Annotated in this window: 28 protein-coding genes and 1 riboswitch; of the genes, 17 read left to right on the plus strand and 11 right to left on the minus strand. The window is 64.6% G+C overall.

What is annotated here, in order from left to right; genetic code table 11:
• The 3 genes from UB31_RS30755 to asd all read right to left on the minus strand — a co-directional run.
• Positions 1-560: IS5/IS1182 family transposase (locus UB31_RS30755; protein ID WP_045009489.1), on the minus strand; the 560-nt coding region annotated here is incomplete at its 3' end.
• Positions 561-794: 234 nt separating this feature from the next.
• Positions 795-1,364, minus strand: coding sequence for an NUDIX hydrolase (locus tag UB31_RS30760; RefSeq protein WP_045013904.1), 570 nt, complete (start codon positions 1,362-1,364; stop codon positions 795-797).
• Between the two features lie 67 nt (positions 1,365-1,431).
• Positions 1,432-2,295: an archaetidylserine decarboxylase gene (asd, locus tag UB31_RS30765; protein WP_045013536.1), complete on the minus strand. Its 864-nt coding sequence runs from the start codon at positions 2,293-2,295 to the stop codon at positions 1,432-1,434.
• Between the two features lie 35 nt (positions 2,296-2,330).
• Between asd and UB31_RS30770 the strand changes: the two genes are divergently transcribed.
• Positions 2,331-3,995 (plus strand): aminotransferase class III-fold pyridoxal phosphate-dependent enzyme, encoded by a 1,665-nt coding sequence (locus tag UB31_RS30770; protein ID WP_045013537.1) that lies wholly within the window; start codon positions 2,331-2,333, stop codon positions 3,993-3,995.
• Positions 3,996-4,327: 332 nt separating this feature from the next.
• On the opposite strand, the gene UB31_RS30775 is transcribed toward UB31_RS30770, so the two are convergent.
• From UB31_RS30775 to UB31_RS30785, 3 genes are all read right to left on the minus strand, one after another.
• A complete protein-coding gene (locus UB31_RS30775) occupies positions 4,328-4,987 on the minus strand; it encodes a hypothetical protein (RefSeq protein WP_045013538.1) in 660 nt (219 codons plus the stop codon).
• 139 nt (positions 4,988-5,126) lie between these two features.
• Positions 5,127-5,816, minus strand: a complete 690-nt coding sequence (locus tag UB31_RS30780) for a class I SAM-dependent methyltransferase (protein WP_045002224.1) — start codon at positions 5,814-5,816, stop codon at positions 5,127-5,129.
• 36 nt (positions 5,817-5,852) lie between these two features.
• Positions 5,853-6,905 carry a glycosyltransferase family 4 protein gene (locus UB31_RS30785; RefSeq protein ID WP_045013539.1) on the minus strand — a complete coding sequence of 351 codons (1,053 nt, stop codon included), beginning with the start codon at positions 6,903-6,905 and terminating at the stop codon, positions 5,853-5,855.
• Between the two features lie 274 nt (positions 6,906-7,179).
• Here UB31_RS30785 and UB31_RS30790 point away from each other — a divergent pair, with 274 nt between their 5' ends.
• From UB31_RS30790 to UB31_RS30800, 3 genes are all read left to right on the plus strand, one after another.
• The gene (locus tag UB31_RS30790; RefSeq protein WP_045013540.1) at positions 7,180-7,881 is read left to right on the plus strand and encodes a L,D-transpeptidase; all 702 of its coding nucleotides are present in this window, start codon (positions 7,180-7,182) and stop codon (positions 7,879-7,881) included.
• 113 nt (positions 7,882-7,994) lie between these two features.
• Entirely contained in the window at positions 7,995-8,414 is a 420-nt protein-coding gene (locus tag UB31_RS30795; RefSeq protein ID WP_045013905.1) for a c-type cytochrome, read from the plus strand.
• 110 nt (positions 8,415-8,524) lie between these two features.
• The gene (locus UB31_RS30800; RefSeq protein WP_045013541.1) at positions 8,525-9,061 is read left to right on the plus strand and encodes a GNAT family N-acetyltransferase; all 537 of its coding nucleotides are present in this window, start codon (positions 8,525-8,527) and stop codon (positions 9,059-9,061) included.
• A gap of 36 nt (positions 9,062-9,097) precedes the next feature.
• Here the strand turns inward: UB31_RS30800 and UB31_RS30805 are convergent, their stop codons facing one another.
• Together UB31_RS30805 and UB31_RS30810 are read right to left on the minus strand one after the other, a co-directional pair.
• A complete protein-coding gene (locus tag UB31_RS30805) occupies positions 9,098-9,388 on the minus strand; it encodes a hypothetical protein (protein WP_045013542.1) in 291 nt (96 codons plus the stop codon).
• Positions 9,385-10,164, minus strand: coding sequence for a DUF899 domain-containing protein (locus tag UB31_RS30810; RefSeq protein WP_045013543.1), 780 nt, complete (start codon positions 10,162-10,164; stop codon positions 9,385-9,387). Before UB31_RS30810 ends, UB31_RS30805 begins: the two co-directional genes overlap by 4 nt.
• Before the next feature lie 99 nt (positions 10,165-10,263).
• Between UB31_RS30810 and UB31_RS30815 the strand changes: the two genes are divergently transcribed.
• The 8 genes from UB31_RS30815 (at position 10,264) to UB31_RS30850 (ending at position 19,859) form a co-directional block, all read left to right on the plus strand.
• Positions 10,264-11,484: a winged helix-turn-helix domain-containing protein gene (locus UB31_RS30815; protein ID WP_045013544.1), complete on the plus strand. Its 1,221-nt coding sequence runs from the start codon at positions 10,264-10,266 to the stop codon at positions 11,482-11,484.
• A 29-nt stretch (positions 11,485-11,513) separates the two neighbouring features.
• Positions 11,514-12,161 (plus strand): Vgb family protein, encoded by a 648-nt coding sequence (locus tag UB31_RS30820; protein WP_045002216.1) that lies wholly within the window; start codon positions 11,514-11,516, stop codon positions 12,159-12,161.
• A gap of 124 nt (positions 12,162-12,285) precedes the next feature.
• Positions 12,286-13,854 carry a DUF4403 family protein gene (locus UB31_RS30825; RefSeq protein WP_045013545.1) on the plus strand — a complete coding sequence of 523 codons (1,569 nt, stop codon included), beginning with the start codon at positions 12,286-12,288 and terminating at the stop codon, positions 13,852-13,854.
• Positions 13,855-13,991: 137 nt separating this feature from the next.
• Entirely contained in the window at positions 13,992-15,116 is a 1,125-nt protein-coding gene (locus UB31_RS30830) for an ABC transporter ATP-binding protein (protein ID WP_045013546.1), read from the plus strand.
• Positions 15,117-15,183: 67 nt separating this feature from the next.
• Positions 15,184-16,242: an ABC transporter substrate-binding protein gene (locus UB31_RS30835; protein WP_045002213.1), complete on the plus strand. Its 1,059-nt coding sequence runs from the start codon at positions 15,184-15,186 to the stop codon at positions 16,240-16,242.
• A 22-nt stretch (positions 16,243-16,264) separates the two neighbouring features.
• Positions 16,265-17,527 carry an ABC transporter permease gene (locus UB31_RS30840; RefSeq protein WP_045002212.1) on the plus strand — a complete coding sequence of 421 codons (1,263 nt, stop codon included), beginning with the start codon at positions 16,265-16,267 and terminating at the stop codon, positions 17,525-17,527.
• Entirely contained in the window at positions 17,524-18,354 is an 831-nt protein-coding gene (locus UB31_RS30845) for an ABC transporter permease (RefSeq protein WP_045013547.1), read from the plus strand. Before UB31_RS30840 ends, UB31_RS30845 begins: the two co-directional genes overlap by 4 nt.
• Before the next feature lie 290 nt (positions 18,355-18,644).
• Complete coding sequence (locus tag UB31_RS30850; protein ID WP_045013548.1) at positions 18,645-19,859, plus strand: ABC transporter substrate-binding protein; 1,215 nt, start codon at positions 18,645-18,647, stop codon at positions 19,857-19,859.
• Positions 19,860-20,029: 170 nt separating this feature from the next.
• Here UB31_RS30850 and UB31_RS30855 read toward each other — a convergent pair whose 3' ends face one another.
• Together UB31_RS30855 and UB31_RS30860 are read right to left on the minus strand one after the other, a co-directional pair.
• On the minus strand, positions 20,030-20,563 hold the full coding sequence (locus UB31_RS30855) for a PRC-barrel domain-containing protein (RefSeq protein WP_045013549.1): 534 nt from the start codon (positions 20,561-20,563) through the stop codon (positions 20,030-20,032).
• Between the two features lie 220 nt (positions 20,564-20,783).
• Positions 20,784-21,374, minus strand: coding sequence for a hypothetical protein (locus UB31_RS30860; protein ID WP_045013550.1), 591 nt, complete (start codon positions 21,372-21,374; stop codon positions 20,784-20,786).
• Positions 21,375-21,553: 179 nt separating this feature from the next.
• On the opposite strand from UB31_RS30860, the gene UB31_RS30865 reads away from it, so the two are divergent.
• Together UB31_RS30865 and UB31_RS30870 are read left to right on the plus strand one after the other, a co-directional pair.
• Positions 21,554-22,309 carry a response regulator gene (locus UB31_RS30865; RefSeq protein ID WP_045002207.1) on the plus strand — a complete coding sequence of 252 codons (756 nt, stop codon included), beginning with the start codon at positions 21,554-21,556 and terminating at the stop codon, positions 22,307-22,309.
• A gap of 13 nt (positions 22,310-22,322) precedes the next feature.
• The gene (locus UB31_RS30870) at positions 22,323-23,651 is read left to right on the plus strand and encodes an ATP-binding protein (RefSeq protein ID WP_045013551.1); all 1,329 of its coding nucleotides are present in this window, start codon (positions 22,323-22,325) and stop codon (positions 23,649-23,651) included.
• An 8-nt stretch (positions 23,652-23,659) separates the two neighbouring features.
• Here the strand turns inward: UB31_RS30870 and UB31_RS30875 are convergent, their stop codons facing one another.
• A complete protein-coding gene (locus UB31_RS30875) occupies positions 23,660-23,860 on the minus strand; it encodes a hypothetical protein (RefSeq protein ID WP_502691304.1) in 201 nt (66 codons plus the stop codon).
• A 243-nt stretch (positions 23,861-24,103) separates the two neighbouring features.
• Here UB31_RS30875 and UB31_RS30880 point away from each other — a divergent pair, with 243 nt between their 5' ends.
• The 3 genes from UB31_RS30880 (at position 24,104) to thiS (ending at position 26,011) form a co-directional block, all read left to right on the plus strand.
• The gene (locus UB31_RS30880) at positions 24,104-24,655 is read left to right on the plus strand and encodes a transglycosylase SLT domain-containing protein (protein ID WP_045013552.1); all 552 of its coding nucleotides are present in this window, start codon (positions 24,104-24,106) and stop codon (positions 24,653-24,655) included.
• A 26-nt stretch (positions 24,656-24,681) separates the two neighbouring features.
• Positions 24,682-24,810: riboswitch (TPP riboswitch) on the plus strand.
• Positions 24,798-25,823, plus strand: a complete 1,026-nt coding sequence (locus UB31_RS30885; RefSeq protein WP_045013553.1) for an FAD-dependent oxidoreductase — start codon at positions 24,798-24,800, stop codon at positions 25,821-25,823. It overlaps the preceding riboswitch by 13 nt.
• The gene (gene thiS / locus UB31_RS30890) at positions 25,814-26,011 is read left to right on the plus strand and encodes a sulfur carrier protein ThiS (protein WP_045013554.1); all 198 of its coding nucleotides are present in this window, start codon (positions 25,814-25,816) and stop codon (positions 26,009-26,011) included. Before UB31_RS30885 ends, thiS begins: the two co-directional genes overlap by 10 nt.
• Positions 26,012-26,139: the final 128 nt, after the last annotated feature.

Here is a 26,139-nt window from a genome sequence, read left to right on the forward strand (position 1 = left end):
ATTTTATAGCCGAACACGCTCTTTTTGCCTTTCCGGCCCCAGCGAGCATCGCGATCCGCAGATGGTTTGGGTGGCGTATCCTCGCCATCCTTGCGTGCCTTGCGGGGCGGAGTGGCTCGTGCCGCGATTAACGAGGCGTCGACCAGCGTTCCCTGCTTGAGGATCAGCTTCTTGGCCTCCAACTGCCGATTGATCTCAGTGAAGATCTTCTCGATCAGACCGTCCTTGGCGAGTTCCTGCCGAAACCGCCACAATGTCGTGTGATCCGGGGTCTGATCGTGCAGGCTCAGACCAACAAAGCGGCGGAACGACAACCGGTCTGCAATGGCCGCTTCCAGCGCGGGATCAGACAGATTGTGCCAGATCCCGGCGAGCAAGCAGCGAAGCAAGACTTCCGCCGGATAGCTGCTGTTGCCGGCACCATCGCCGCCCCGCTTGCCAAGCAGCGAGCGCAGCGGCGCCCAATCCACAACAGCCTCCACCTCATCCAGGATGCTGCTTCGCGGTGCCCGAACCAGGCCATCCGCCAAGCTCATCTGACCGACATTGCGCTCAACCATGGCTCCCCTCGCTAGAATCAGCCATGATTCAAAAAATCACGTGCAGCCGATTGTGCAAAGCCCTCGCTGTGGGAGAAGGTGGCGCGAAGCGCCGGATGAGGGGTCTCTATCCATGACCACAACTGGCAGAGACGCGCGCGGAGAGAGACCCCTCACCCGGCTTTGCTTCGCAAAGCCACCCTCTCCCACAAGGGGCGAGGGTGCACCGTCAACGCGGGGCGAGGCGAGGAGACCTCACGCCTCGCCGCGCAGCCACGCCCTCACCTTTTGCAACAGGCCGTGGCGCAGTTCGTCGACGGAAGCCGCTTCGGCCGGTGTCAGGGTCTGCAAGGCGGCATCGATGTCGTCGGTTGCCAGCGATGGCGTCGACTCGGACGCAGGAGAAGACACCAGCCCCGCGGCCGCGAGCGCGATCGGGCCGATCTGCACCAGGAAGGCGCGCTCATATTCGCGCGACAGGCGCGCGATCGCGTCCTCCAGTGGCAGCCAGTCGACCGCCTTGATGTCGTTCATCAGCTTGCGGACCTGGCCGCCCTCGGCCTCCATCCGCCAGAAATGCACGACCTTGGATCGCCCGCCCGACTGATAGACCAGCGTGCCCAAAAATTCGTGGATCGCGACCTCGTGGCCGGTCTCCTCCAGCACCTCGCGATGCGCGGCCTGTTTCGGCGTTTCGCCGTCGTCGAGCTTGCCCTTGGGCAAAACCCATTCATTGCGCTTGCGCTGGCGCACGATCGCGATCAGCGGCACAGCTCCTCGCCGCAGCACAATACCACCCGCCGCCATCACCGGCGCCCGCGCCATCACAACATCCGTGTCGATCGATTCGTCCCCGCGGACGATATAGGCGGCCGACACGGCAGATTGAAGGCTAGTTTTTCCTCAGCAGCGCTTGACCGGCGCGGATGCGCGTACCTTCGGCGATGCCGTCGCAGAAGGTAAAATCGCCGGGCGCAAGGATGATGATGGTCGAGCCGTGCTCGAACCAGCCGAGCTCCTCGCCTTTGGTCACGTTGACGTCGCAGGGAAAATTGACCGGTCCCTTGGTCTGCGCGTTCAGCACCATATCGAGGAAATGCAGGCGGATGCTCGCGACCAGGATCGCGGCCACCGGCACCAGCGTTACCGCCTCGCCCGTCGACAGATGCGTGCGGATCACAGCGCGCTCGTTCTTGCAGAACAGCCGCTCGACCCGCTTCAGCGCGATCGGATTGACGTTCCAGACGTCGCCATGGATCAGGGTGACGCGCTCGATGTGCGCATCGTAGGGCGCGTGGAAGCGGTGATACATGCTGGACGTCAGCCGCAGTGTGACGAACGAGCCGTTGCGGTGCTGGTCGACCAGGGCCTGGTCGCCGAGCAGGTCGAGCAGTGAATAGGGCGCGCCCTTGACCTGGAATAGCTCGGTGTCGGCGATCCGCCCGTGAGCGCCAACGATGCCGTCCGAGGGGCTGGCGACGACCGCCGGATCGGGATCAAAGGGCCGCAGGCCCGGCTTGAGCTCCCGGGTGAAGCAGTCGTGCAGACTCCTAAAGTGGGGCTTGCGCGCCTCCGACAGATCGAGGTCGGAGAACAGCTTCCACAGGGCGATGGAGCCGTCCCGCACAAACGGATTCTCGATCTTGGAGAACCAGCCCATGAAGCGGGTTAGGGCCGCGCGGGGGATGCGGTTGGTCAACAGGAAGTTGAGGTCTTCCTGCTGGGTGAAAGAGGCGATGAGGGCTTTGACTGTCATGAATCTGTCAGCTCGCAGTATTAGCGCTTGTTGTCATGGAAACGACACTCCCGATTCTCTCATTTTCCGTGGCCGCCGCAGCGTCCGCTGCCGCCGCCTTCCCGAAGCTCAAGGCGCGCATCGCGCTGTCCCGCGCCAAGCATCGCTCGCTCGCCGGGCACTCCAAGATGTCGCGCCGGGTGGCAAAGCTGCTTCCGTTTTACGAGTTCGAAGGCGACAAGTATTTCGGTTGCGACGGCGCGCCGGCGAACGTGGTCACGCAGCGCAAGGAGGCCTTCTTCCGCCTCGCCGCCCTCTACGCCGAGCGCTACCCCAAGGGCCGCGCGATGACGCAGGAGGCCGCGGAAAAGATCTCCGACCTGAACTTCACCGAGACTTACCGCGTGCCGTTCCAGTTCTCGCGTCTCGTCCGCGAGAATTTGGGCACCTCGACCTTCATGGAGTCCTCGAGCGGCGTCACCGTCACGGATGTCGACGGCAACACCTTCTACGACCTCACCGGCTCCTACGGCGTCAATATTTTCGGCAACGACTTCTACAAGGAGTGCATAGAGGGATCCGAGAAACGCGCGCATGCGCTCGGACCTGTGCTCGGCCCCTACCATCCCGTCATCCTCGAGAACGTGCAGCGGCTCTGCCAGATCTCGGGCCTCGACGAAGTTTCGTTCCACATGTCCGGCACCGAGGCCGTGATGCAGGCGGTGCGGCTCGCGCGCTACCACACCAAGCGCACCCATCTCGTCCGCTTCGCCGGCGCCTATCACGGCTGGTGGGGCGACGTGCAGCCCGGCGTCGGCAATCCGATTCCCGCGCACGAGACCTACACCCTCGCCGAGATGTCGGAGAAGACGCTGCACGTGCTGCGCACGCGCAAGGACATTGCCTGCGTGCTGGTCAATCCGCTCCAGGGGCTGCATCCGAACGGCAACGCCCCCGGCGATTCCTCGCTGGTCGATTCCTCCCGCGGCGGCAATTTCGACCGCGCGGCCTATACCCAATGGCTGAAGAAGCTGCGCGAGGTCTGCACCGGGCGCGGCATCGTGCTGATCTTCGACGAAGTCTTCGTCGGCTTCCGTCTCGCCCCCGGCGGCGCCCAGGAATATTTCGGCGTCAAGGCCGACATGGTGACCTACGGCAAGAGCCTCGCAGGCGGCCTGCCGGTTGGCGTGGTCTGCGGCAAGAAGGAGCTGATGCGCCGCTTCCGCGACGATCGCCCCGCCGACGTCTGCTTCGCCCGCGGCACCTTCAACTCGCACCCCTACGTCATGACGGCGATGGACGAGTTCTTGAGCCGGCTCGCCAGCCCGAACTTCCGCGCCATCTATGACGGGCTGGAGCAGACCTGGAACGGCCGCGCGGAAAAGCTCAACCAGATGATGGAGGGCGCCGAGCTGCCGGTTCGGTTCGCCAACTTCTCGTCGATCTGGACAGTGAAATACACCACGCCGTCCCGCTACAACTGGATGCTGCAATACTATCTGCGCGCCGAGGGCCTGTCGCTGAGCTGGGTCGGCACCGGACGGCTGATCTTCAGCCTGAACTACACCGATGCCGATTTCGCCGAGGTCTCCGAGCGCTTCGTACGCGCCGCCGAGAAGATGAAGGCCGACGGCTTCTGGTGGCACGATGGCGTGCTGACCAACAAGAACATCAAGCGGCAGATCCTGAAAGAGATGCTGGCCAAGCGCTTCGGGCGCTGAGGTCTTTCCTTCCACCACCACTGTCATTCCGGGGCGAGGTCTCTCCTCCCCCTCTCCCCGCCTGCGGGGAGAGGGTTGGGGTGAGGGGGACTCTCCGCGAGGGCGATGAAAGTTGGCGGACGATTCGCTGGCCGCGGCCCCTCGGAGAGCCCCCCTCACCCGAATTCGCACTACGCGCAAATTCGACCTCTCCCGGCAAGCGGGGCGAGGTGAAGAGAGCGCGCGGCTCCACTGAGTCACTTTAAAAGTATCCCCCAAGACGTGGATGCCCGGCACAAGGCCGGGCATGACGCAACCATCAGACATCGGAGTGTTTGGTGAGAACAGCGCGCTCAGGCGTGCTGCTCTTCGAGCGTGGGCTCGGAGATGAGGCCCAGCGTGTGCTCGGGGTTGAGATGCAGGCCGGGATCCATCAGCTCGCCGCGCATCAGCGCCATCGGCGCGTTGCGATAGAGCATCAGATCGTGGAACGGGTCGGTCAGGATCTTGGTCATCCAGACGAGGCCAGTCTCGACGTCGCGGATGAAGAACAGGTGCACGGTGCGGAACAGGAGACCACCGCCGCCGATCACGAGCCAGATCTTGGCGACCTGGCGCATGAAGTCGGCCGCGCCCGCCCACGGCGTGAACAAGCCGAACAGGGTCGGATCGACGAACAGCACCAGCGGCGACAGCGCCCAGATCGCCATCAGCACCACCTTGCGCTGAAGGTTGTAGCCGACCTTGATGTCTTCCTTGTATTCGTGGGTCGCCTGGTTGATGTGGTCGAAATCATGCGGCTCGAAGAAGAAGTGACCGGCCTGGCGCGAGGTCATCGAGACCAGCCAGCCGACCAGCGCCGAGATCATCGGATCGACGAACAGCCAGAGATAGGCAAAGAGGAAGCTCAGCGCGCTGACGAAGTGCAGGCTCTGATTGATGCGGCTGTGGTGATAGTAGCGATGGTCGTCCCAGCGCTGGATCCGCAGCTGCTCGAGATAATTCTTGATCATGCTCTCCCCCAAAATGCTTTCGGGTACGGGATTTACAGAGATTCGATGTACGCCGTGTGACATCATCATTTTGTCATGTGACGACGTGCAGCGACGCGATGACGCACGCGAACGCAAGTGGCGGCTCACGCCGCCTTGCTCAAGCCGCCTTGGCGACGTCGACCTTGCGGAAGCGCACCAGCGAGAAGTGGCCGAGCGGCGGAATCAGGCGGCGCTCGGCGAGCTCGATGCCGTTGGCGCCGGCCAGCCATTTGGCATAGCGCGACCAAGCAAACTCGGCGGTGCGGAAACCGAGCGGGCGCACCACCGGCTGGAGCTTCTGCTCGATGAAGCGACGCACGCCGGCATCGGCGCTGACGCGGGTGAGGATGATCAGCTCGCCGCCCGGACGCAGCACGCGCGCGAATTCATCAAGCGCGACTTCCGGATTCGGCACCGCGGTGACGACATATTGCGCCATCACGACGTCGAAGGAGTTGTCGGGAAATTCGAGCTTCTCGGCGTCCATCACCGCGAGACCCTCGACGTTCTTCAGCTTGCCCTCGGTGACGCGCTGCCGTGCCTTGTCCAGCATCGCCTCCGAAATGTCGGTGCCGAAGATGCGCAGATGAGGCGCGTAGAGCGGCAGCGAGATGCCGGTGCCGACGCCGACCTCGAGCACGCGGCCGCCGATCTTGTTGGTGGCCGCGATCGCCGCCTGCCGGCCCTTGGCGAATACGCCGCCGAACACGAGGTCATAGACCGGCGCCCAGCGATCATAGGCCTGCTCGACCGTACCACGGGTGAGGTCGAGCTGCTGGGTGCCGTCAAGGTTCATGATCTTAGCCATCGATGAGGTTCTCGCTGTGGTTCAAAAAATAAAGGATCAACCGCGCACCGGCCGCCGCGCCATGACCGGCGAGGCGCGCAAGGCACGGCTGGGCTGGAGTGAGGTGAGATTGCCGACGAACTGGCGCGCGCTGTTCTCCCAGGAGCGCTCCAGCGCGAAGTTGCGGCAGGTCTCGCGCGACATGGTGAGCGCGCGCAGACAGGCGGCGCGCAGATCGTTGTCGATCGCGCCGATCGGATGATCGGCGATGACGTCCTTCGGTCCCGTCACCGGAAACGCCGCAACCGGCGCGCCGCAGGCGAGCGCCTCCAGCTGCACCACGCCGAAAGTGTCGGTCAGGCTCGGGAAAACGAACACGTCGGCCGCAGCAAGATGCGAGGTCAGGTCCGCGCCCTTCTTCTCGCCGAGGAAGATGGCGTCCGGATATTTCTTTTCGAGCGCCGCCCTCTGCGGGCCGTCACCGACGACGACCTTGGTGCCGGGCAGATCAAGCGAAAGGAACGACTCGAGATTCTTCTCCACCGCAACACGGCCCATGGTCATGAAGATCGGACCCGGCAGATCGAGCTTGGCCGGAGAATCAGGATGGAACAGCTCGGTGTTGACGCCGCGCCCCCAGAAGCCGAGCCGCTTGAAGCCGCGCCCGGAGAGCTCCTGCCGCAGCGACGGCGTCGCCACCATGGTCATGGCGGCAGCATCATGGAAGTGGCGCAGCACGGCATAGCCGACGGCGGCGGGGATGCCCGTCCGCACCGAGACATATTCCGGAAAGCGCGTGGTGTAGGACGTGGTGAAGGCGAGCCCGTTGCGACGGCAATAGGCCCGCGCGGCCCAGCCGATCGGACCCTCGGTCGCGATGTGCAGCGCTTCCGGCGCCGCCTTCTCGATCCGCCGCGCGATCTCTTTTCCGCTTGGCAGCGCAACGCGCAGGCCCGGATAGGTCGGCAGCGGCCATGACCGAAAACCGTCCGGCGTCAGGAAGTCGACATCGACGTCGAGGGCCTTGGCGGCCGCCGCCAGCGAAGTCAGCGTCCGGACCACACCGTTGACCTGCGGATGCCAGGCGTCAGTCGCGATTAATACCCGCATGGGAAAATCCCGAGAGTTTGATGATTCTCGGCTTAGGACCATCAACCACGGATATTTCAGGCGTGTGACGTCACAGAAGTGTCGGCCGGCCGTTTTGATCGTTAACGGGCTGGCGAGGCCACGAAACTGTCATGAAACAATCCTTGCCGCGACGAAACCGTTTTCGGTTTTCCGCGCAAACGTCCCGAAACTTTTTGTCGTTAGTGATTTAGGCAACGGAGCACCGAAACGGTGCCGGGGTGACCAAGAAACACCGCGCAAACAGGGGCGACCAATGTTCAATCTGGACACGTTCAAGACGTATTCGCGCGCCGTTGCTGTCAGTGCAGTGGCGCTCTCCGCAATCGCGTTTGCCGGCCCGGCCAAGGCCGCGCCCGTGCAGCTCTTCCCCTTCTTCCAGCCGCTGCCGCAGATGACCGCGCCGGTTCAGCCCTATCAGGCGCCGACCTATCAGACCGCGCCGTCCGAGGATCAGGACGCCGTCGAGACGCCGGCCCGCTTCCGCCGCCAGACCGTTGCTTACGCGACGCGCGAAGCTCCGGGCACCATCATCATCGATACGCCCAACACCTATCTCTATTACGTGCTCGGTAACGGCCAGGCCGTCCGCTACGGCATCGGCGTCGGCCGCGACGGCTTCACCTGGTCCGGCACCCAGTCGGTGACGAAGAAGGCCGAGTGGCCGGATTGGACCCCGCCGCCGGAGATGATCCAGCGCCAGCCCTATCTGCCGCGCCACATGGCCGGCGGCCCCGGCAACCCGCTCGGCGCCCGCGCGATGTATCTCGGCGGCACCGTCTACCGCATCCACGGCACCAACGCCCCCGACACCATCGGCAAGCACGTCTCCTCCGGCTGCATCCGGCTGACCAATGACGACGTTTCCGACCTCTACTCCCGCGTCAACGTCGGCACCAAAGTGATCGTGCTGCCGATGACCGAACGCAGAGCCGATCTCGGCGCCGCGACGCGGTAAGCGACAGGACATTGTGACGCAAACGGCCCCGGAACCCAACGGGGCCGTTTTCGTTTGCATGATGCTCTCAGAGCGACCTCGCTTGCGTGGGAGCGATTCTGATGGAGGCGCAGATGCAATCACGCCTGCAAACATCGCGAAGCAGATGGCTCTCCTTGATCGCGTCCAGTGGAGGATTGATTTGGCTTGCATCTGCGCCCGCTTCGCTCGCGCAGCAGCCGGCGAGCAACGACGCGGCGCAGCAGGCGTTCAACAATTCCTGTCGCACCTGCCACTCGGTGAAGGAGGGCGACAATCGCCTAGGTCCCAATCTCAGCAAGATTGTCGGACGGAAGGCAGGCTCGCTGCCGGGCTACAATTACTCTTCCGCAATGAAAGATGCGGACTTTGTCTGGGATCAGGACAAGCTCGCGCGCTTCATCGTCAAGCCGGAGGAAGTCGTATCAGGCAACAAGATGCAGCCCTATGGCGGCGTCTCGTCGGACGACGCGGCCAAGGTTGTCGCGTATCTGCAATCGGCAGGCGGGCGATAGCAGGCGGATCGGCGATCAGCCGCTCCAGGGCGGCAACGGACAATTGCGTCGCTGTGGCCCTCGTGGTCTCCTCCTGAGCCACGCCGCGCCCTGATGGACATCGACCCGATATGACGACTTCTGCCGCCGCCAGCCTTGCAATCACACTGCTCACGCCCGCCGACGCCGTTCGCTACCGTGCGATCAGGCTGGAAGCGCTTGCGAACTATCCCGAAGCTTTTACCAGCACGCTCGAACGCGAGCAGAACAAGCCGCTCGCATGGTTCGAGGAGCGTCTCACGACATCGGACGTGTTCGGCGCGTTCATCGGGGGCGACCTCGTGGGGACCGCAGGCTTCCGCCGGGAGGACGGCGCGAAGACCGAGCACAAGGCGGTTCTGTGGGGCATGTATGTGCGGCCGCAGGCGCGGAAATCCGGCGCGGGGCGGCTGCTCGTCGACGCGGTCGCAGCACATGCTGCAAAGCGGGTCGAGCAGCTCCAACTCGTCGTCGTCAGCGAGAATCAGGCCGCCTTGCGACTCTACGCGGCAGCCGGGTTCGTCGAATACGGTCGCGGGGTGAAGGCGCTGAAACACGACGGCCGATATCTCGATGAGATCCTGATGACCTTGTTCTTCGACAAAAGCGGCGCGACGCAGCCCCGATAATGCCGGGGCCGTTCCCGCTTGTGCTGGCCGTCGTCCTCACTGGCCGACGGTGCCTCGCCACTGCGAAACCAGCCTCAGCCACGCCGCTGCGTGAAACGCACTCATCAGCAGATACATCGGCACCATCCCGCCGAGCATCGACCCATGCCCGGCGGAGCAGAGCATGTCCGCCGAACCGCCGACGGGAATGGCGGTCAGCAGGGCCATGACCGCGAAGGTCGGCGTGGCCGCAAGACCCAGCCATCTGGCGAGGTGAGATGCGGCCACGACCTCTCCGCCATCACGGCCGGCGTCGGTGGCCGCGCTGGCGGAATGGGTCTCGGTCACTGCGCGCTCTTCTCGCGGAGCGCCTTCTCTCCGGCGTCCGACACCTCGACCCATTTCTTGTCGGGCGCAGCACCCTCCGCGTAGCTATCGTTCCAGTTCCACCATTTGTAGGTCGGGGACTGCGGATAGCCTGCCGGGGAATCCTCCCAGGGCTCCTGGCGGCCAAGCGGGGTGATATCGAGATAGTTCCAGGTGCCGCCCATCTGCTCGTCGCCGCGGCTCTTGATCAGATAAGTGCGGAAGATGCGCTCACCGTCGCAGTAGAACACGTTGGTCCCGTGCCATTCGCCGACGCCGAAATCGGCATCGAAACTGTCGGTGATGGTGACCCATGGGATGTTCCAGCCCATCCGCGTCTTCAGCCGCGCGATATCCGCTTGCGGCGCCCGAGAGGCGAAGACGAGCGTGGTGTCACGGGCGTTCAGATGGGCGACATGGGCGACCTGGTCGGCCACCATGGAACAGCCCCGGCAGGCGTGATCGGGCCAGCCGAACACGCCTGGCTCGAAGAAGGCCCGGTACAGGATGAGCTGCTTTCGGCCCTGGAACAGATCGAGCAGACTGGCCTTGCCCGAAGGCGCCTCGAATGCGTAGGTTTTGCCCACTTCCATCCACGGCATGCGCCGGCGTTCGGCGGCAAGTGCGTCGCGGGCGCGGGTATGCGCCTTTTCCTTCACGAGCAGTTGCTGACGGGCTGCCTCCCAGTCTTGCGGCGACACCACCGGCGGTGTTTGCATGGTGGCGTTAGTTCCTGCTTTTTCAACTGATGTCATCATGGCTCTCCAAACCTCTTGCTCACCGCACATTGTCGGCCGTCAACGATTTCTGGCACCAAGCGGTTGCGCAGTGGGAGTAACAAGTGTGGCGGGATTTGCATGGAGTCGCTGATCACGGCCGCCGCGCGTGCACTCGAAGCCGGCGATCCGCTCGGTGCGCTGAACCGTGTTGCATTGCGCAACGATGCACCGTCGCTGGCGCTGCGCGGCATCGCGATGGCGCAGCTCGGCGACCTCGCGAAAGCGAAAACGCTGCTGCGCAGCGCTGCACGCGCCTTCGGTCCGAGAGAAGCGGTCGCGCGCGCAAGATGCGTGGTGGCCGAGGCCGAGATCGCGCTGGTCTCGCGAGACCTGAGCTGGCCGGTGAAAACGCTCGCGACGGCGCGCGCGACGCTCGAAAAGCACGGCGATCTCGCCAATGCTGCGCATGCGGGTCACATCGAGGCGCGCCGTCTTCTCCTTGTCGGGCGTCCCGACGAAGCCGAGCGCACGCTGGCCGAGCTCAGCCCCTCTCCGCTCCCGCCTGCATCGCAAGTCGTCCGCGAGCTCGTCGTCGCGGGCATCGCAATCAGGCGGCTCCGAACGAAAGATGCGCGCGCGGCGCTCGACCGCGCGGCTCACGCAGCTCGGCAGGCGAAAATCCCGGCACTCATGGCCGAGGTCGACGCTGCAAACCTCATCCTCAACACGCCCGCGGCGCGCCTGATCACACGCGGCAGCGAACACCCGTTGTTGCTCGGGGAGGTCGAAAGACTGGCGACCTCGACGGCACTCGTCGTGGATACCTTTCATCATGCCCTGCGCAGGCAAGGCCGCATCGTATCGCTCGGAACACGGCCCGTGCTGTTCGCGCTCGCCCGCCTCCTGGCGCAGGCATGGCCCGCGGACGTCTCGCGCGAGACCCTGATCGCCGGCGCGTTCCGGGCGAAGCACGCCGATGAATCGCATCGCGCGAGGTTGCGCGTCGAGATCGGGCGGCTCCGCGCCGAGCTCAAGCCGCTGGCCGATGTCAGCGCGACGAAGCGGGGTTTTGTGCTGGCGCCGCGGAAGACGCGCGACGTCCTCGTGCTGGCCCGGCCGGTCGAGGAGAAGCATGCCGCCGTGCTCGCCTTTCTCGCCGACGGCGAGCCCTGGTCGAGCTCGGCGCTCGCGCTGGCGCTTGGGATGAGCCCACGCACCGTGCAGCGGGCGCTGGAGCAGCTCGCGGAATCGAACAAGGTGCAGTCGTTCGGACGCGGCCGGGCGCGGCGCTGGATGACCCCGCCTGTCCCCGGTTTCCCGACAGGCTTGTTACTCCCGGGACCGCTCCTCAGGACGTAAGATGAGACCGTCTCACAGGGATCGAGCACATGAAGCGTTCAGCCGCCGAAATCATCCGGGAGTACGGGCCCTTCGCGGGCGTCGAGAACGTGCATGGCGTCACCTATGACGGCACGCATGTCTGGTTCGCATCCGGCGACAAATTGAATGGCCTCGATCCGGCCAACGGTAAGATCGCGCGCTCAATCGATGTCGCCGCGCATGCGGGCACGGCGTTCGACGGCCGCCACCTGTTCCAGATCGCGGAGGATCGCATCCAGAAGATCGACGCTGCGACCGGCAAAGTGCTCACCACGATCCCGGCGCCCGGCGGCGGTGGTGACTCCGGATTGGCCTGGGCCGAAGGTTCGCTCTGGGTCGGACAATACCGCGAGCGCAAGATCCACCAGATCGATCCGGAAACGGGAGCTGTGCTTCGCACCATCGAAAGCAAGCGCTTCGTCACAGGGGTCACCTGGGTCGACGGCGAGCTCTGGCACGGCACCTGGGAAGGCGACGACAGCGACGTGCGGCGGATCGATCCCGACACCGGAAAGGTGCTGGAGCAGCTCGACCTGCCCGCGGGGACAATGGTCTCGGGACTGGAGTCCGACGGCGGCGATCGCTTGTTCTGCGGCGGCGGAAGCGCCGGCAAGGTGAGAGCGGTCCGCCGTCCCAGGCGAGCTGATCCTCAATGAGGAATAGACGGTAACGGCAAGGTGCTAGCCGTTAACCCATTCGCCCCAATTCCACCCCATCGGTGCGCTCTAGCGCCCCCCTCGCCTGCCCTATAAACTCTGGTCCGGGCGGCCTGGGGGATTGATGCGTCTGACGTTGAACTTGAAGACTGTCCTGATTGCCGTTGCGGTGCTCGCAGCGTCGTTTTTCGTCAGCCTGAAGGCAATGGACTGGCTGTCGCCACGCGCGACCAATTCGGCGCCGGCGGTAGTGCAACTGCCGCCGCTGCCGCCCACCTCGCGCAACTCGATCGTGGTGGCGCCGGTGGCGATCGCGCTCTCGGCGATCCGGGACCAGGCCGAGAAAGCCTCACCGCGCAATTTCGCCGGCAAGGCCGACAATCCGATCTCGCAGATCCTGCAGAACGCCGATATCGGCTGGACTGCCGTCCGGGGACCGATGTCGGCTGTCGGCGACAAGGACGTGCTGACGCTGTCGACGCCGCTCACCGGCAAGCTGAACGTGACGGGCTCGTTGTCGGCGAAAGCCACCGGCGCGCTCGGCGATGCGCTGGGCAGCGTGCTCGGCGGTGACGCGGCAAAACGGATCGGCGCGGTCAATATCAAGAACCTGAACGCCAGCGCCGAGATCAAGGGCAATGTGGTCGTCACCTCGCGCCCGAAACTCGCCGCCAATTGGCATCTCGAACCCAATCTCGGCGCGCAGGTCAATCTCGGCAATACCGATCTGTCGGTCGCGGGCGCCAAGGTCAACGTGCCGGCGCAGGTGAAGCCGCTGATCGACAAGACGGTCGGCGAGCAGCTCAACGTCGTCTCCGAGCGCATCCGCAATGACCCGAGCCTGCGCGACAACGCGAAAGCGCAATGGGCCAAGGCGTGCCGCTCGATCCCGCTGCAAGGCACCGGCTCCTCGGCCGCGCTGCCGCCGCTCTGGCTCGAGATGAAGCCGGTGCGGGCGATCGCGGCGCAACCGCGCGTCGATGCGCAGGCCGTGACGCTGCTGCTCGGCCTCGAGGCCGAGACGCGTGTCACCACGACGCCGACCACGCCGGACTGCCCGTTCCCCGACAAGATCTCGATCGTGCCGCCGACCGGCACCGGCGTGAACATCGGCGTGCCGATCGACGTGCCCTTCACCGAGATCAACAAGCTGATCGCAGCCCAAATGGTCGGCCACACCTATCCCGAGGATGGCTCCGGCCCGGTCGACGTCACCGTGAAGAGCGTCAACGTGGTCCCGTCGGGCGAGCGGCTTTTGATCTCGCTGCTGGTGCGCGCCAAGGAGAAGAAGAGCTGGCTCGGCCTCGGCGCCGAGGCGACCGTGCACATCTGGGGCCGCCCGATGCTCGACCAGGCGCAGCAGACGCTGCGGCTCGCCGACATCCAGCTCGCGGTGGAGTCCGAGGCCGCCTTCGGCTTGCTCGGGGCTGCGGCGCGCGCGGTGGTGCCGCAGATGCAGCAGGCGCTGGTGCAGAAGGCGTCGCTCGACCTGAAGCCGATCGCCGCCAACGCCCGCGAGAAGATCGCGGCCGTGATCGCCGACTACCAGAAGAGCGAGGACGGACTGAAGGTCGAAGCCAATATCAGCAGCCTGACACTCGCCGACATCGCCTTCGACTCGAAGACGCTGCGCATCGTCGCGGAAGCCGGCGGCACGCTGAACGTGTATGTGACCAAGCTGTCAGGGATGTGAGAGCGCCTTCACCCCTTCACTCACCGGGCCCCCGCGCGCCCTTGCGCCGCTGGCATTCTCACCGGAGGATGCTAAGCTGTTCCTCGCAACCTCGGACGAGGTGCTGACAGCACTGTAGGGGATCGCGCGAGGACAACATGGAAGCCGGCATGGTTACACCCGCGCCGGCACTGGTACGCTTTTCCGGCATTCAGAAGACCTACGATGGCGAGAACCTCGTGGTGAAGAACCTCGATCTCGAAATCAGGAAGGGCGAGTTCATCACCCTGCTCGGCCCGTCAGGCTCGGGCAAGACGACCACGCTGATGATGCTGGCTGGCTTCGAGGTTCCGACCCAGGGCGAGATCTACCTCGCGGAACGGCCGATCAAGAACGTGCCGCCGCACAAGCGCGACATCGGCATGGTGTTCCAGAACTATGCGTTGTTTCCGCACCTGACGATCGCGGAGAATATCGCCTTCCCGCTATCTGTTCGCAAGACGAACAAGGCGGAAGCGCAGGAGCGCGTAAGTGCGGCGTTGCGCATGATCAAGATGGAAACCCTGGCGCAGCGGCGGCCCGGGCAGCTGTCCGGCGGCCAGCAGCAGCGCGTGGCGCTGGCCCGCGCACTGGTCTTCAATCCGCAACTCGTGCTGATGGACGAGCCGCTGGGCGCCCTGGACAAGCGCCTGCGGGAGCAGATGCAACTGGAAATCAAGCAACTGCACGAGACGATGGGCATCACCGTCGTTTACGTCACCCACGATCAGAGCGAAGCGCTCACCATGTCGGACCGCATCGCCGTGTTCAACGACGGCATCGTGCAGCAGATCGACAGGCCCGATGCGCTGTATGAGCATCCGGTGAACAGCTTCGTCGCCCACTTCATCGGAGAGAACAATGTGCTGGCCGGCACCGTCGAGACGATCGACAAGGACTATTGCCGCGTCGCGCTGGCCGGTGGCGGTGCCGTAACCGCACGGGCGGTCAATGTATCCGGCGCGGGCGCATCGACCTCCCTGTCGGTGCGGCCGGAGCGGATCGCCATTGTCCCGGATGGCACGTCCAGCGACGGACCGAACCGCCTGCCGGCCAAGGTGCAGAACACCATCTATCTCGGCGACCACGCGCTGGCCGTGCTCGATGTCGCCGGCAACGGGGAGTTCATGGTCAAGCTTCCGCCGGGGACGCATGACAATTTGAGGCATGGCAGCTTAGGACCTGGCGAAAGCGTGTTCGTCACCTTCCGCCCGGAGGACTGCCTGGCCCTCGATCCCGTCTGATCCAACGCTGCAGGATTTCGGAACCGATCAACCTCAACGCTACTCACATGAAGAAGGAACAAAGGCCATGCTGAAGCGCAAGATTGGCAAGATTGCTCTGGGTTTCGCCGCGGCGTTCAGCGCCAGCGCTGCGCTGGTCACGGTCGCGCAGGCGCGCGACCTTACCGTGGTGTCGTGGGGCGGCGCCTATCAGGATGCGCAGAAGAAGGTCTATTTCGAGCCGTTCAAGAAGGCAGCTGGTGCTCCGATGAACGACGAGTCCTGGGACGGCGGCGTCGGCGTGCTGCGCGCCAAGGTGCAGGGCGGCGCCGCCACTTGGGACGTCGTCCAGGTCGAGAGCGACGAACTCGCGGTCGGCTGCGAGGAAGGCCTGTTCGAGAAGCTGGATTACTCCAAGATCGGCGGTGAGGCCGCCTATATACCGCCCTCCGTCAACCCCTGCGGCGTCGGCGCCATCCTCTACGATTTCGTTCTCGGCTACGACAAGGACAAGCTGAAGGACGCGCCCGCCGGCTGGGCTGACTTCTTCGACACCAAGAAGATTCCGGGCAAGCGCGCCTTGCGTCAGGGCCCGAAGACCACGCTGGAGATTGCGCTGATGGCCGATGGCGTCGCGCCGAAGGATGTCTACAAGGTGCTGGCGACCGACGAGGGTGTCGATCGCGCCTTCAAGAAGCTGGACACCATCAAGGGCGACATCGTCTGGTGGAAGGCCGGCGCCCAGCCGCCGCAATTGCTCGCCTCCGGTGAGGTGGCGATGACCTCGGTCTACAATGGCCGCATCGACACCGCGAACAAGAACGACAAGAAGAATTTCGGCATGGTGTGGGACGGAGCGCTCTTCACCCTCGACAGCTGGGTCATCCTGAAGGGTAGCCCGAACAAGGACGCAGCCTACAAGTTCCTGGACTTCGCCGGCAAGGCGGAGAACCAGTCGAAGCTGTCGGAGAACATTGCCTATGGCACCTCGAACAAGGATGCAGCCGCTCTGATCCAGCCCGCCGTCCTGAAGAACCTGCCGACAGCGCCTGACAACATCAAGAACGCGGTCGAGATCAACGTTGGCTTCTGGCTCGAGAACATCGACCGCCTGACCGAGCGCTTCAACAAATGGGCCGCGAAATAGCGCGGCCCGCAAGGCTCGTCTCATGACGGATGCGCTTCTGACCGGCGCCGATGCGTCGACCGAGGTGCCGCTCAAGCGCCGATTGAGGCGCGCGGAGCGGACACGCCAGGTCAAGGCATTGGCGCTGGTGCTGCCGCTTCTCGTCTTCCTGCTCTTTACCTTTGCAGGTCCGATCGCCGGCATGCTGTGGCGCGCGGTCGACGACCGGGAGGTGCGTCAGGTTCTGCCGCAAACGATCGCGGCTCTCGCCAGTTGGGACGGCAAGGACCTGCCGGACGAAAAGGCCTATGCAGCGCTTGCCAACGACATCATTGCGGCGCGCGCCGCCGGCACCATCGCCGTCGCGGCCAAGCGGCTCAACTACGCGCTGAACGGTTTTCGCACGATCCTCACAAGCACCGCACGCAATCTGAAGGCGGCGCCGGAGCCCGGCACGGCCAGGGAGACGCTGGGCAAGATCAACCCGGCCTGGCGCGAACGCACCACCTGGACGACGATCAAGGACGCCAGTGGCCCGGTGACCGGCTTCTACCTTCTGTCCGCGCTCGACCTGACGCGGAGCGCGGACGGCGCGATCATCGCGGCCCCGCCGGATCAGGCCATCTACCGCGAAATTTTCGTCCGCACCTTCCTCATCAGCCTCAGCGTCACGGTGCTCTGCCTGATCCTCGGCTTCCCGGTCGCCTACCTCTTGGCGACGCTGCCGCCGGGCCGGTCGAACCTGCTGATGATCTTCGTCCTGCTGCCGTTCTGGACGTCGCTTCTGGTCCGCACCTGCGCCTGGATCGTGCTGTTGCAGAGCAAGGGCGTCGTGAACGACAGCCTGCACTGGCTCGGCATCATCGACGAGCCATTGCGGCTGATCTACAACCGCTTCGGCGTCTGCGTGGCGATGACCCACGTTCTGCTGCCGTTCATGATCCTGCCGCTGTACAGCACCATGAAGGCGATCTCGCCCGCTTACATGCGTGCCGCCGCCTCGCTCGGTGCGCCACCCCTCACCGCCTTCCTGCGGATCTATCTGCCTCAGACGCTGCCCGGTGTCGGCGCGGGCAGCCTGCTCGTGTTCATCCTGGCGCTCGGCTACTACATCACACCGGCGCTCGTCGGGGGCGCCGCCGATCAGATGATCAGCTACTTCATCGCGCTCTACACAACCGAGACGGCCAATTGGGGCCTTGCTTCGGCGTTGGGTGCGGTGCTGCTGCTCGCCACTCTTCTGCTCGCTCTCGTCTACGGCAAGCTGGTGCAGGGACAGCAGGTCACGGGAGGACTGAAGAATTGAGCGACAATTCTTCCCTCCGCACACCGAGCCAGCGCATCGCGTGGACCGCGACCATCGTCATCTCGACACTGGTGTTCATCTTCCTGATCGCGCCAATTCTGGCGATCATGCCGCTGTCCTTCAGCTCGGGCTCCTACCTCACCTATCCGCTGCCGGGCCTCTCCTTGCGCTGGTATGACGACTTCATCAATTCACCGCGCTGGATGAATTCGCTGAAGAACAGCATGATCATCGGAACCGCCTCGACCGCGCTGTCGATGGTTCTGGGCACGCTGGCCGCACTGGGGCTGGCGCAGTGGAAGAGCCGGTTCAAGCCGCTCGTGCTGGCTTTCGTGCTGTCGCCGGTCGTCGTGCCCGGTGTCATCACAGCGGTCGGTCTGTATTTCTTCTTCGCGCCGATCGGACTGACCGGCAGCTATCTCGGCTTGATCCTGGCCCACACCGCGCTGGCGACACCCTTTGTGGTGATCACGGTCGGCGCGACGCTGCAAAGCTTCGACACCAATTTGGCGCGCGCCGCCGCCTCACTCGGCGCCTCGCCGCTTGAGGCGTTCCGTCGCGTGATCCTGCCGCTGATCCTGCCTGGCCTCGCATCGGGCGCACTGTTCGCCTTCGCGACCAGCTTCGATGAGGTGGTGATCGTGCTGTTCATGGCGGGGCCGGAGCAGCGCACCCTGCCGCGCGAGATGTTCAGCGGCATCCGCGAGAACATCAGCCCGACCATCACGGCCGCGGCGGTGATTCTGACCACGGTATCAGTCATCCTCCTCGCCACCCTGGAAGGCTTGCGCCGACGCAACGAACGGCTGAAGGGCGGCAGCGCCTGACCGGCTCTTCTTCCTTCTCCCCTTGTGGGAGAAGGTGGCGCGAAGCGCCGGATGAGGGGTATCCATCCGCCTATTCAATGACAGTGAGGCTCGCGGAGAGAACCCCTCACCCGTCTCGCCGCTGCGCGGCGAGCCACCCTCTTCCCACAAGGGGAGAGGGTAAAAACACCGTCCACCCCTACTTATTCTCAATCCTCTTCATGCGTCCTTGGCTTTGCGGCCGCGACCGTTTGTCGCTAGAACAGTCCTCGCAACAAGACCCAAAACAATAACTCTGAGGGAACAATAACATGCAAAAACTCATTGCTGCCGTCGCGGCCAGCTTCGCCATCGCCGCATCCTGCGGCACGGCGCAGGCGCAGATTTCCGACGATGTCGTCAAGATCGGCGTGCTCACGGACATGTCGAGCCTCTATGCGGATGCGACCGGCAAGGGCTCGCTCGCCGCAGTCGAAATGGCGGTCGCCGATTACGGCGCCAAGGTCGCCGGCAAGCCGGTGCAGGTGGTCGCCGCCGATCACCAGAACAAGCCGGACGTCGGCATCAACATCGCCCGCAACTGGTACGACAACGAGAAGGTCGACGCGATCTTCGACGTGCCCACCTCGTCAGTGGCGCTGCCGATCTCGGCGCTGACGCGCGAGAAGAACAAGATCAACATCAATTCCGGCGGCGGCTCCTCCGACATCACCGGCGTTGCCTGCTCGCCGAACACGGTGCACTGGACCTACGACACCTACGCGCTGTCGAACGTCGCCGGCAAGGCGATGGTGAAGCGCGGCGAGGACACCTGGTTCTTCGTCACCGCCGACTACGCCTTCGGCATGGCGCTTGAGCGCGACGCCGCCAACGTGGTCAAGGAAAGCGGCGGCAAGGTGCTCGGCGACGTCCGGCACCCGCTCAACTCGTCGGACTTCTCCTCCTACTTGCTCCAGGCCCAGGCCTCGAAGGCCAAGGTGGTCGCGTTGGCCAATGCCGGCGGTGACACCACCAACGCCTTGAAGCAGGCAGCCGAATTCGGCTTGGTGCAGGGCGGCCAGAAGATGATCGCGCTGTTGCAGGAGATCACCGACACGCATTCGCTCGGCATCAAGGCGACGCAAGGCCTGATCGTCACCGACGCGTTCTACTGGGACATGAACGACGAGACGCGCGCCTTCTCGAAGCGCTTCAACGAAAAGGTCGGCCACATGCCGACCATGATCCAGGCCGGCCTCTACTCGGCCACCATGCACTATCTGAAGGCGATCGAAGCCATCAAGACCGACGAAGCACCGAAGGTGATGGAAAAGATGCGCGCCACGCCGGTCAACGATTTCTTCGCCAAGAACGGCAAGATCCGCATCGACGGCCGTATGGTCCACGACATGTATCTGTTCGAGGTGAAGAAGCCGGAAGAGTCCAAAGGCGAATGGGATCTCTACAAGCTGATCGCCACCGTTCCCGGCGACGAAGCCTTCCGCCCGCTCGACAAGGGCGGTTGCCCGCTGGTGAAGGGGAATTGAGACTTCCTTCGTCATTGCGAGCGGAGCGAAGCAATCCAGAAATGCATCCGCGGAGATAAACTGGATTGCTTCGTCGCTTCGCTCCTCGCAATGACGAATGACGAATGACGAAAGACACGACAGCGCGCCCGGTGAAAACCGGACGCGCTTCGTTTATCGGCTAAGCCGCATTACTCCGCGTATTTGAACTCGGGCATGTTCTTCAACTCGTCCTTGGTCGCGTTGAACACGGCGTGGTCCGGATACCACTTGGACGACGAAGTGGTCGTGGTCGTTGTGGTCTTCTCGGTGCCGGTCGCGGCGCCCGTCGTGGTGCTCGCCGCGGGCTTGGCACCCGGGTTCGCGCCGGTGCCGGTATAGGCCACGGCCTCGTTGACGAATTTCAGCTTGTCATAGGGCACGGCGACGAGATGCTCGCCCATGCCGAGGAAGCCGCCGACGCCGATCACGGCTATCTTGACGTCACCGTTCTTGTCCATCAGCAGGTCGTTGATCGAGCCGACGTTCTCGTTGGCGTCGTTGTAGATCTTCAGGCCCGCCATCTTCGACGCACGCCACTCGCCCGAGGCGGTCGTGGTTGTCGTCGTCGCGGTCGTGGCCGCAGTCGGCGCCTTGTCGGTGGTGGCGGTCGGGTTTTGTGCAAACGCAACGGTCGCAAACAGCGCGGTGCCGGCGAGGCCGGCGGCGATCGATTTCATCAACATGTTATCCTCTCCTTCAGAAAGCTCGTGCGGAGAGAACAGACACGATCAATTGCAGTTCCTAAGATGCGGCAATTTCGTCGCGCGATGATGGTGCTGCATCGCGACGAAAGTTCCTAAATTCGCGCAGGAACGTTCGAGATGCACAGTTCCCCGCCGACGATCATGCGCCCTGGGTGAAGCACAATCGCGGCGAGGAATGCGCCAACCGGCGTCGCGACGGTCAGCTCTGGTAGTCGATCAGAAGCGCGGAGAAATCCGAGCTGCTCGACGAGCTCGTCGTGCCATTGGCGCCGTAAGACGAGCTCGACGACGATGACTGCGACTGCTGGAGTGCTTCGAGGAACTGCTCGAGGATCTTGGCCGTGCTGGAGTCGGTCGAGCTGCTGCTCGTCGAATCCGTGGACGACGACGAATCCGAAGACGAGCTGTCGTCCGACGGCGGCGGGCCGGGCGGCGGTCCGCCTGCTCCACCGGGACCGCCGGCGCCGCCGGGACCGTTGGCGAAGGCTGACTGAAACACGCCCTTCAGCTCGGTGGCCTGGTCGGAGGTCAGCGTGCCGTTCGAGACCTCATTGGAGATGAGGTCATCGATCTTCGACTTCAGGCCGTCCTTGGACGGCTTGGTGCCGCTCGACTGTTCGCTCGACCGGCTCTGCTGGAGCGCCGAATCGATGTCGGTCAGGGCCGTCGAGAGCGCGGACTGGTCCGAGGAGGAAACCGTCCCGTCGGACACTTCGGATTGCAGCTCCTGCTGCAGCTTTTGCAGCGGGGACTGATAATTACCGGCGGAGGCCGCCGAAATCGAAGTCATGATGGCTCCGTGGATTTGCGGGGTTTCTTGCTTGACCCGCCCACGATATGGTTAACGGTCTTAACGGGACCTTGCCGTTCCACTGCCCGATCGTTGCGGGGCATTGCAGAAACACAATCAGAAACAATCTGAAACAAAAATCTTCGCCTTTTGGCCCGAATCTTGGACAAACAAAGCTCATGGCCAACTCCTCTCCCAACATCCTGGTCGTCGAAGACGACCGCGAAACCCGGACGTTGATTGCGAAGTACCTGCGCAACAACGCCTGCAACGTCACCGCCGTGAGCGATGGCCGCGAAATGTCGCGCGCCATGGCCGATCACCGCGTTGATCTCATCATCCTCGACGTCATGCTGCCGGGCGAGGACGGCCTCAGCCTGTGCCGCAAGGTGCGCTCGGAGGCCCAGACGCCGATCATCATGCTGACCGCGCGTGGCGAGGATGTCGACCGCATCGTCGGCCTCGAGATGGGCGCGGACGACTATCTGCCGAAGCCGTTCAACCCGCGCGAGCTGCTCGCCCGCATCAACGCGGTGCTGCGGCGCCAGGCGTCGGCACAGGCCGCAAGCTCGATCGAGGGCGCCTCGACGCTCGCCTTCGAGGGCTGGCGCATCGACCTGCGCCTGCGCGAGCTGCGCAATCCGGAAGGCGCCCGCGTCGCGGTGACCAGCGCCGAGTTCGACCTGCTGCGGACATTCTGCGAGCGGCCCGGCCGCGTGCTGTCGCGCGACAGCCTGCTCGACCTCACGCAAGGCCGCAACACCGGCTCGTTCGAGCGCTCCATCGATGTGTTGGTCAGCCGCATCCGCCGCAAGATCGAGCCCAATCCGCAGGATCCGACCATCATCAAGACGGTGCGCTCCGGCGGCTATTTGTTCACGCCAAGAACCGAAGCGGTCAGCACGGGAGCGGTCACGGCGCCCCTGAGCAACTGACGGGCCGGCCATCATGACGCCGTTCCGTTTCTTCCACCTCAAGAGCATCGGCGGACAGATCGCCGCGCTGGTGGTGGCCTCGCTCGTCGCGCTGCATCTGATCCTCACCGTAAGTTTCCTGATCACCCGGCCGGACCGCGCTGACCCGCCGCCCGACAGCGCGCATCAGCTTGCGGACGCCGCGCTGCTGCTCAACGGCGCCGACGCGGGCGAGCGGCCCCGCATCCTGGCCGACATAGCCCGCGCGTTTCCCAAGGCCGGCATCGAGCTTCTCGCGCCGGGGACGGCCTCCGTCGCCGACGACAGTGACGGCCAGCCTGCGCACTATGTGCGCCGGCATCTCGGTCATCGGTACAAGGTTCTCGCGCTGGCGCCGCAAGGCGTCGCGCACCGGATCGCGGTCGAATTGCCCGACGGGACCATGGTCGCGGGCCGCGTCGAGCAGCCGCCCTATCCGCCACGGTTCTGGGGCGGCCCCTGGATCATGACGTTGCTGTTCGCGCTGATCAGTGTCGCGATGCTGGGCCTTTGGGCGGCCTACGCGCTGGCCGCGCCGCTGTCATCCTTCGCCAAGGCGGCCGAGAATTTCAGCCTCGACGGCGCGGGCGATCCGCTGCCCGAGCGCGGCCCGGAGGAGATCCGCTCGGTCGCGCGCGCGCTCAACCGCATGCATGAGCGGATCGCGCGGCTGATGTCGGACCGCACCCGGATGCTGGCGGCGATCAGCCACGACCTGCGCACCCCGATCACCCGGCTGCGCCTGCGCGCCGAGTTCATCGAGGACGAGGGCAACCGCAAGCGCATGCTGATCGATCTAGACCAGATGCGCTCGATGCTGGAATCCGTGCTGTCGCTGCTGCGCAACGACCGCAAGATCGAAGCGGTGACGCTGGTCGATATCGCCAGCACGCTCCAGGTCATCGCCGACCAGTTCGGCGACATGGGCCACGTCGTGCACTACGATGGCCCCGCTTCGGCGACCGCAGCCGCGCGCCCCGACGATCTGCATCGCGGCATCACCAACCTGGTCGAGAACGCGGTCCGGTTCGGCGCCGAGGTGACGATCCGGCTCGATGTCGCCGGCACCAAGCTCGTCATCGACGTCGAGGACGACGGCCCGGGCATTTCGGATGCGCGCAAGCAGGAGATGCTGGAGCCGTTCGTGCGCGGTGACGACGCGCGCACCATGGACGATTCCACCGGCTTCGGCCTCGGCCTGTCGATCGCGCGCGCGATCGCGCTTGCCCATGGCGGCGAGCTGTCGCTGCACGACCGCGAGCCGCACGGGCTGATCGTGCGGATGCAATTGCCGGTGTGGCAACAACCTCGGCTGGCGGCGTAGATAATCGCTTAAGCCGCGAGCGGCGGGTGCGCGACGGCCACCTCATCGAAGATCGCCACCGCCTCGAAGCGATAGTCGCAGGCGCGACATGTCCAGAGATAGGAGATGCGCCCCTCGCCCGCCTCGATCCAGTCAGGCTTTGCGATCGGCGTGCCGCATTGGGCACAAGGATTCTGTCTGGGGATGTCGCCGGTGTGTGCTTTTGCCATGTTTGTCATAGCACCTCTCCCGATTTGCGGCCTCTTCATACTCGCTTTCGCGAGCCAGCGCGAATAGACAGGCGTGCTGTCGCGAGCGGGGCTCGTCCACCTGAGGAACCTGTACGCCAGCATTGAGTCGTAACAACGGCTCGGCGCCGCGAAATCGTTAACGGCGGCGTTTGGTCACATCATCGCCGCGTTCGGGAGTCCTAAGGACCTGAGCGCAGGTCACTCAGGGACCCGGGATTTCTCATGAAAATTTTACGCGTTGCCGCGCTGCTCGTGGTTGGACTGACATTGCCGCAGGCCGCCTTCGCGGGCGAAGCCGAATACGCCGAGATGGTCTCGGCTCATGCGCGCGCCAACGGCGTACCGGAAGCGCTGGTGCATCGCGTCATCATGCGCGAGAGCCGCTATCAGCCGCAGCTGATCGGCCATGGCGGCACCATCGGCCTGATGCAGATCAAGCTCGCGACCGCCCGCGGGCTCGGCTACACCGGCGACGCTGCGGGCCTGCGCGATCCCGACACCAATCTCACCTATGCGGTCAAATACCTCGCCGGCGCCTACCACGCCGCCAATGGCGACCACGCCCGAGCCATTCATTATTATGCAGGCGGCTATTACTACGCCGCAAAGCGGCAGCGGCAAGAAACGACACAACAGACGGTGCAGCAGGCGAGCACTGAGGCCTGGCTGGAGCCCAACGGCAATCCGCAGCCGATGTTCGGCGCCCCGCCGCACCGCAAGTTCGCCCAGCACGTCCGCAACGCGCGGGCACAGGTTCCCGGGAACATGCGTTGACACAGGCCGTCACAGGCCTACATTAGAGCCGTTCCGAGGGGTGCTCCGAGGAGGAGCTGAGATACCGCTAAATGGGCAAACCCGCCCAGGACCGCGGTGACCCTTTGAACCTGATCCGGGTCATGCCGGCGAAGGGACAGGGATGTTGCAGACGACCAAGCGACCGGATTCCCCGGTATCCATCATCGGTGCAGGCATTGCCGGAGCCTGGCAGGCGCTGTTGTTCGCGCAGGCCGGCCATTCCGTGACGCTTCACGAGCGCGGCGACGCCGCTCTTGCCCAGGCCACCAGCCACTGGGCCGGCGGCATGCTCGCGCCCTATTGCGAGGCGGAAGTTTCCGAACCCATCATCAGCCGCCTTGGCCTGCGCTCGCTCGACATCTGGCGGCGCGAATTGCCGGACACGCCGTTCAACGGCTCGCTCGTCGTCGCCCATCCGCGCGAGCGCAACGATTTTGAGCGCTTTGCTCGCATGACGGAGGGCCACCGCCGGCTCGATGCCGCAGCCCTCGCGCAGCTCGAGCCGTCGCTTGAGGGCCGCTTCCGCGACGCGCTGTTCTTCCCGACCGAAGGCCATGTCGAGCCGCGCCGCGTGCTGCCAAAACTGCACGAGCGCATCGTTGCTGCCGGCGGGACCATCAAATTCGACAGCGACGTGACGGCTGCCGATCTCGCAAACCTTAATCCTAAAGGCCTGGTGATCGACTGCCGCGGCCTGTCTGCGCGCGACGAGCAAAGCGAGCTTCGCGGCGTCAAGGGCGAGATGATCCTGATCGAGACCGACGAGGTGCAGCTTGCGCGCCCGGTGCGGCTGATCCATCCGCGCTGGCCACTCTACGTGATCCCGCGCGAAGACAATCTGTTCATGCTGGGTGCGACCTCGATCGAGGCCGAGGACACTGGCGTCAGCGTCCGCTCAGCGCTGGAGCTGCTGGGCGCGGCCTATGCCGTGCATCCCGCCTTCGGCGAGGCCCGCATTGTCGAGTTCGGCTCGGGCCTGCGCCCCGCCTACCCTGATAATCTGCCGCGCATCGCGGTGCACGACCGCAACATCGCGGTCAACGGGCTCTACCGCCACGGCTTCCTGATCGCGCCGGCGCTCGCCGAGCTGACGCTCGCTTTTGTCGAGCGCGGACAGATCGACAATGAGGTGATGCAATGCGCGTAGTTGTCAACGGCGAGCAACGCGAGGTGAATTCGGCAAGCGTCGATGCGCTGCTCGCCGAGCTCGACTACGAGGGCACGCATTTCGCGATCGCGCTCAACTACGACGTGGTGCCGAAAAGCCGCTGGGCCGAGACGCATCTCAAGGCCGGCGACGAAATCGAGATCATCACGCCGCGGCAGGGAGGGTGAGGATGATACTCTCACCAAACACTCCGCTGTCATCGCCCGGCTTGACCGGGCGATCCAGTACACTGCGGCTTCTCGGTTCCAGCCGCGCGGCCGCGGCGTACTGGATCCCCGCCTTCGCGGGGATGACA

This window comes from Bradyrhizobium sp. LTSP849 (assembly GCF_000938255.1).
GTDB lineage: Bacteria > Pseudomonadota > Alphaproteobacteria > Rhizobiales > Xanthobacteraceae > Bradyrhizobium.

What these genes read in the sequence shown, in the direction of transcription:
- UB31_RS30875 (WP_502691304.1), bottom strand. Translation starts at nt 23,860, where the DNA reads ATGGCAAAAGCACACACCGGCGACATCCCCAGACAGAATCCTTGTGCC.
- UB31_RS30770 (WP_045013537.1), top strand. Translation starts at nt 2,331, where the DNA reads ATGGAAACGACACTCCCGATTCTCTCATTTTCCGTGGCCGCCGCAGCG.
- UB31_RS30880 (WP_045013552.1), top strand. Translation starts at nt 24,104, where the DNA reads ATGAAAATTTTACGCGTTGCCGCGCTGCTCGTGGTTGGACTGACATTG.
- UB31_RS30865 (WP_045002207.1), top strand. Translation starts at nt 21,554, where the DNA reads ATGGCCAACTCCTCTCCCAACATCCTGGTCGTCGAAGACGACCGCGAA.
- UB31_RS30790 (WP_045013540.1), top strand. Translation starts at nt 7,180, where the DNA reads ATGTTCAATCTGGACACGTTCAAGACGTATTCGCGCGCCGTTGCTGTC.
- thiS (WP_045013554.1), top strand. Translation starts at nt 25,814, where the DNA reads ATGCGCGTAGTTGTCAACGGCGAGCAACGCGAGGTGAATTCGGCAAGC.
- UB31_RS30830 (WP_045013546.1), top strand. Translation starts at nt 13,992, where the DNA reads ATGGAAGCCGGCATGGTTACACCCGCGCCGGCACTGGTACGCTTTTCC.
- UB31_RS30885 (WP_045013553.1), top strand. Translation starts at nt 24,798, where the DNA reads ATGTTGCAGACGACCAAGCGACCGGATTCCCCGGTATCCATCATCGGT.
- UB31_RS30860 (WP_045013550.1), bottom strand. Translation starts at nt 21,374, where the DNA reads ATGACTTCGATTTCGGCGGCCTCCGCCGGTAATTATCAGTCCCCGCTG.
- UB31_RS30840 (WP_045002212.1), top strand. Translation starts at nt 16,265, where the DNA reads ATGACGGATGCGCTTCTGACCGGCGCCGATGCGTCGACCGAGGTGCCG.
- UB31_RS30795 (WP_045013905.1), top strand. Translation starts at nt 7,995, where the DNA reads ATGCAATCACGCCTGCAAACATCGCGAAGCAGATGGCTCTCCTTGATC.
- UB31_RS30785 (WP_045013539.1), bottom strand. Translation starts at nt 6,905, where the DNA reads ATGCGGGTATTAATCGCGACTGACGCCTGGCATCCGCAGGTCAACGGT.
- UB31_RS30815 (WP_045013544.1), top strand. Translation starts at nt 10,264, where the DNA reads ATGGAGTCGCTGATCACGGCCGCCGCGCGTGCACTCGAAGCCGGCGAT.
- UB31_RS30780 (WP_045002224.1), bottom strand. Translation starts at nt 5,816, where the DNA reads ATGGCTAAGATCATGAACCTTGACGGCACCCAGCAGCTCGACCTCACC.
- UB31_RS30760 (WP_045013904.1), bottom strand. Translation starts at nt 1,364, where the DNA reads ATGGCGCGGGCGCCGGTGATGGCGGCGGGTGGTATTGTGCTGCGGCGA.
- UB31_RS30850 (WP_045013548.1), top strand. Translation starts at nt 18,645, where the DNA reads ATGCAAAAACTCATTGCTGCCGTCGCGGCCAGCTTCGCCATCGCCGCA.
- UB31_RS30855 (WP_045013549.1), bottom strand. Translation starts at nt 20,563, where the DNA reads ATGTTGATGAAATCGATCGCCGCCGGCCTCGCCGGCACCGCGCTGTTT.
- UB31_RS30800 (WP_045013541.1), top strand. Translation starts at nt 8,525, where the DNA reads ATGACGACTTCTGCCGCCGCCAGCCTTGCAATCACACTGCTCACGCCC.
- UB31_RS30820 (WP_045002216.1), top strand. Translation starts at nt 11,514, where the DNA reads ATGAAGCGTTCAGCCGCCGAAATCATCCGGGAGTACGGGCCCTTCGCG.
- UB31_RS30775 (WP_045013538.1), bottom strand. Translation starts at nt 4,987, where the DNA reads ATGATCAAGAATTATCTCGAGCAGCTGCGGATCCAGCGCTGGGACGAC.
- UB31_RS30810 (WP_045013543.1), bottom strand. Translation starts at nt 10,164, where the DNA reads ATGATGACATCAGTTGAAAAAGCAGGAACTAACGCCACCATGCAAACA.
- UB31_RS30870 (WP_045013551.1), top strand. Translation starts at nt 22,323, where the DNA reads ATGACGCCGTTCCGTTTCTTCCACCTCAAGAGCATCGGCGGACAGATC.
- asd (WP_045013536.1), bottom strand. Translation starts at nt 2,295, where the DNA reads ATGACAGTCAAAGCCCTCATCGCCTCTTTCACCCAGCAGGAAGACCTC.
- UB31_RS30835 (WP_045002213.1), top strand. Translation starts at nt 15,184, where the DNA reads ATGCTGAAGCGCAAGATTGGCAAGATTGCTCTGGGTTTCGCCGCGGCG.
- UB31_RS30825 (WP_045013545.1), top strand. Translation starts at nt 12,286, where the DNA reads ATGCGTCTGACGTTGAACTTGAAGACTGTCCTGATTGCCGTTGCGGTG.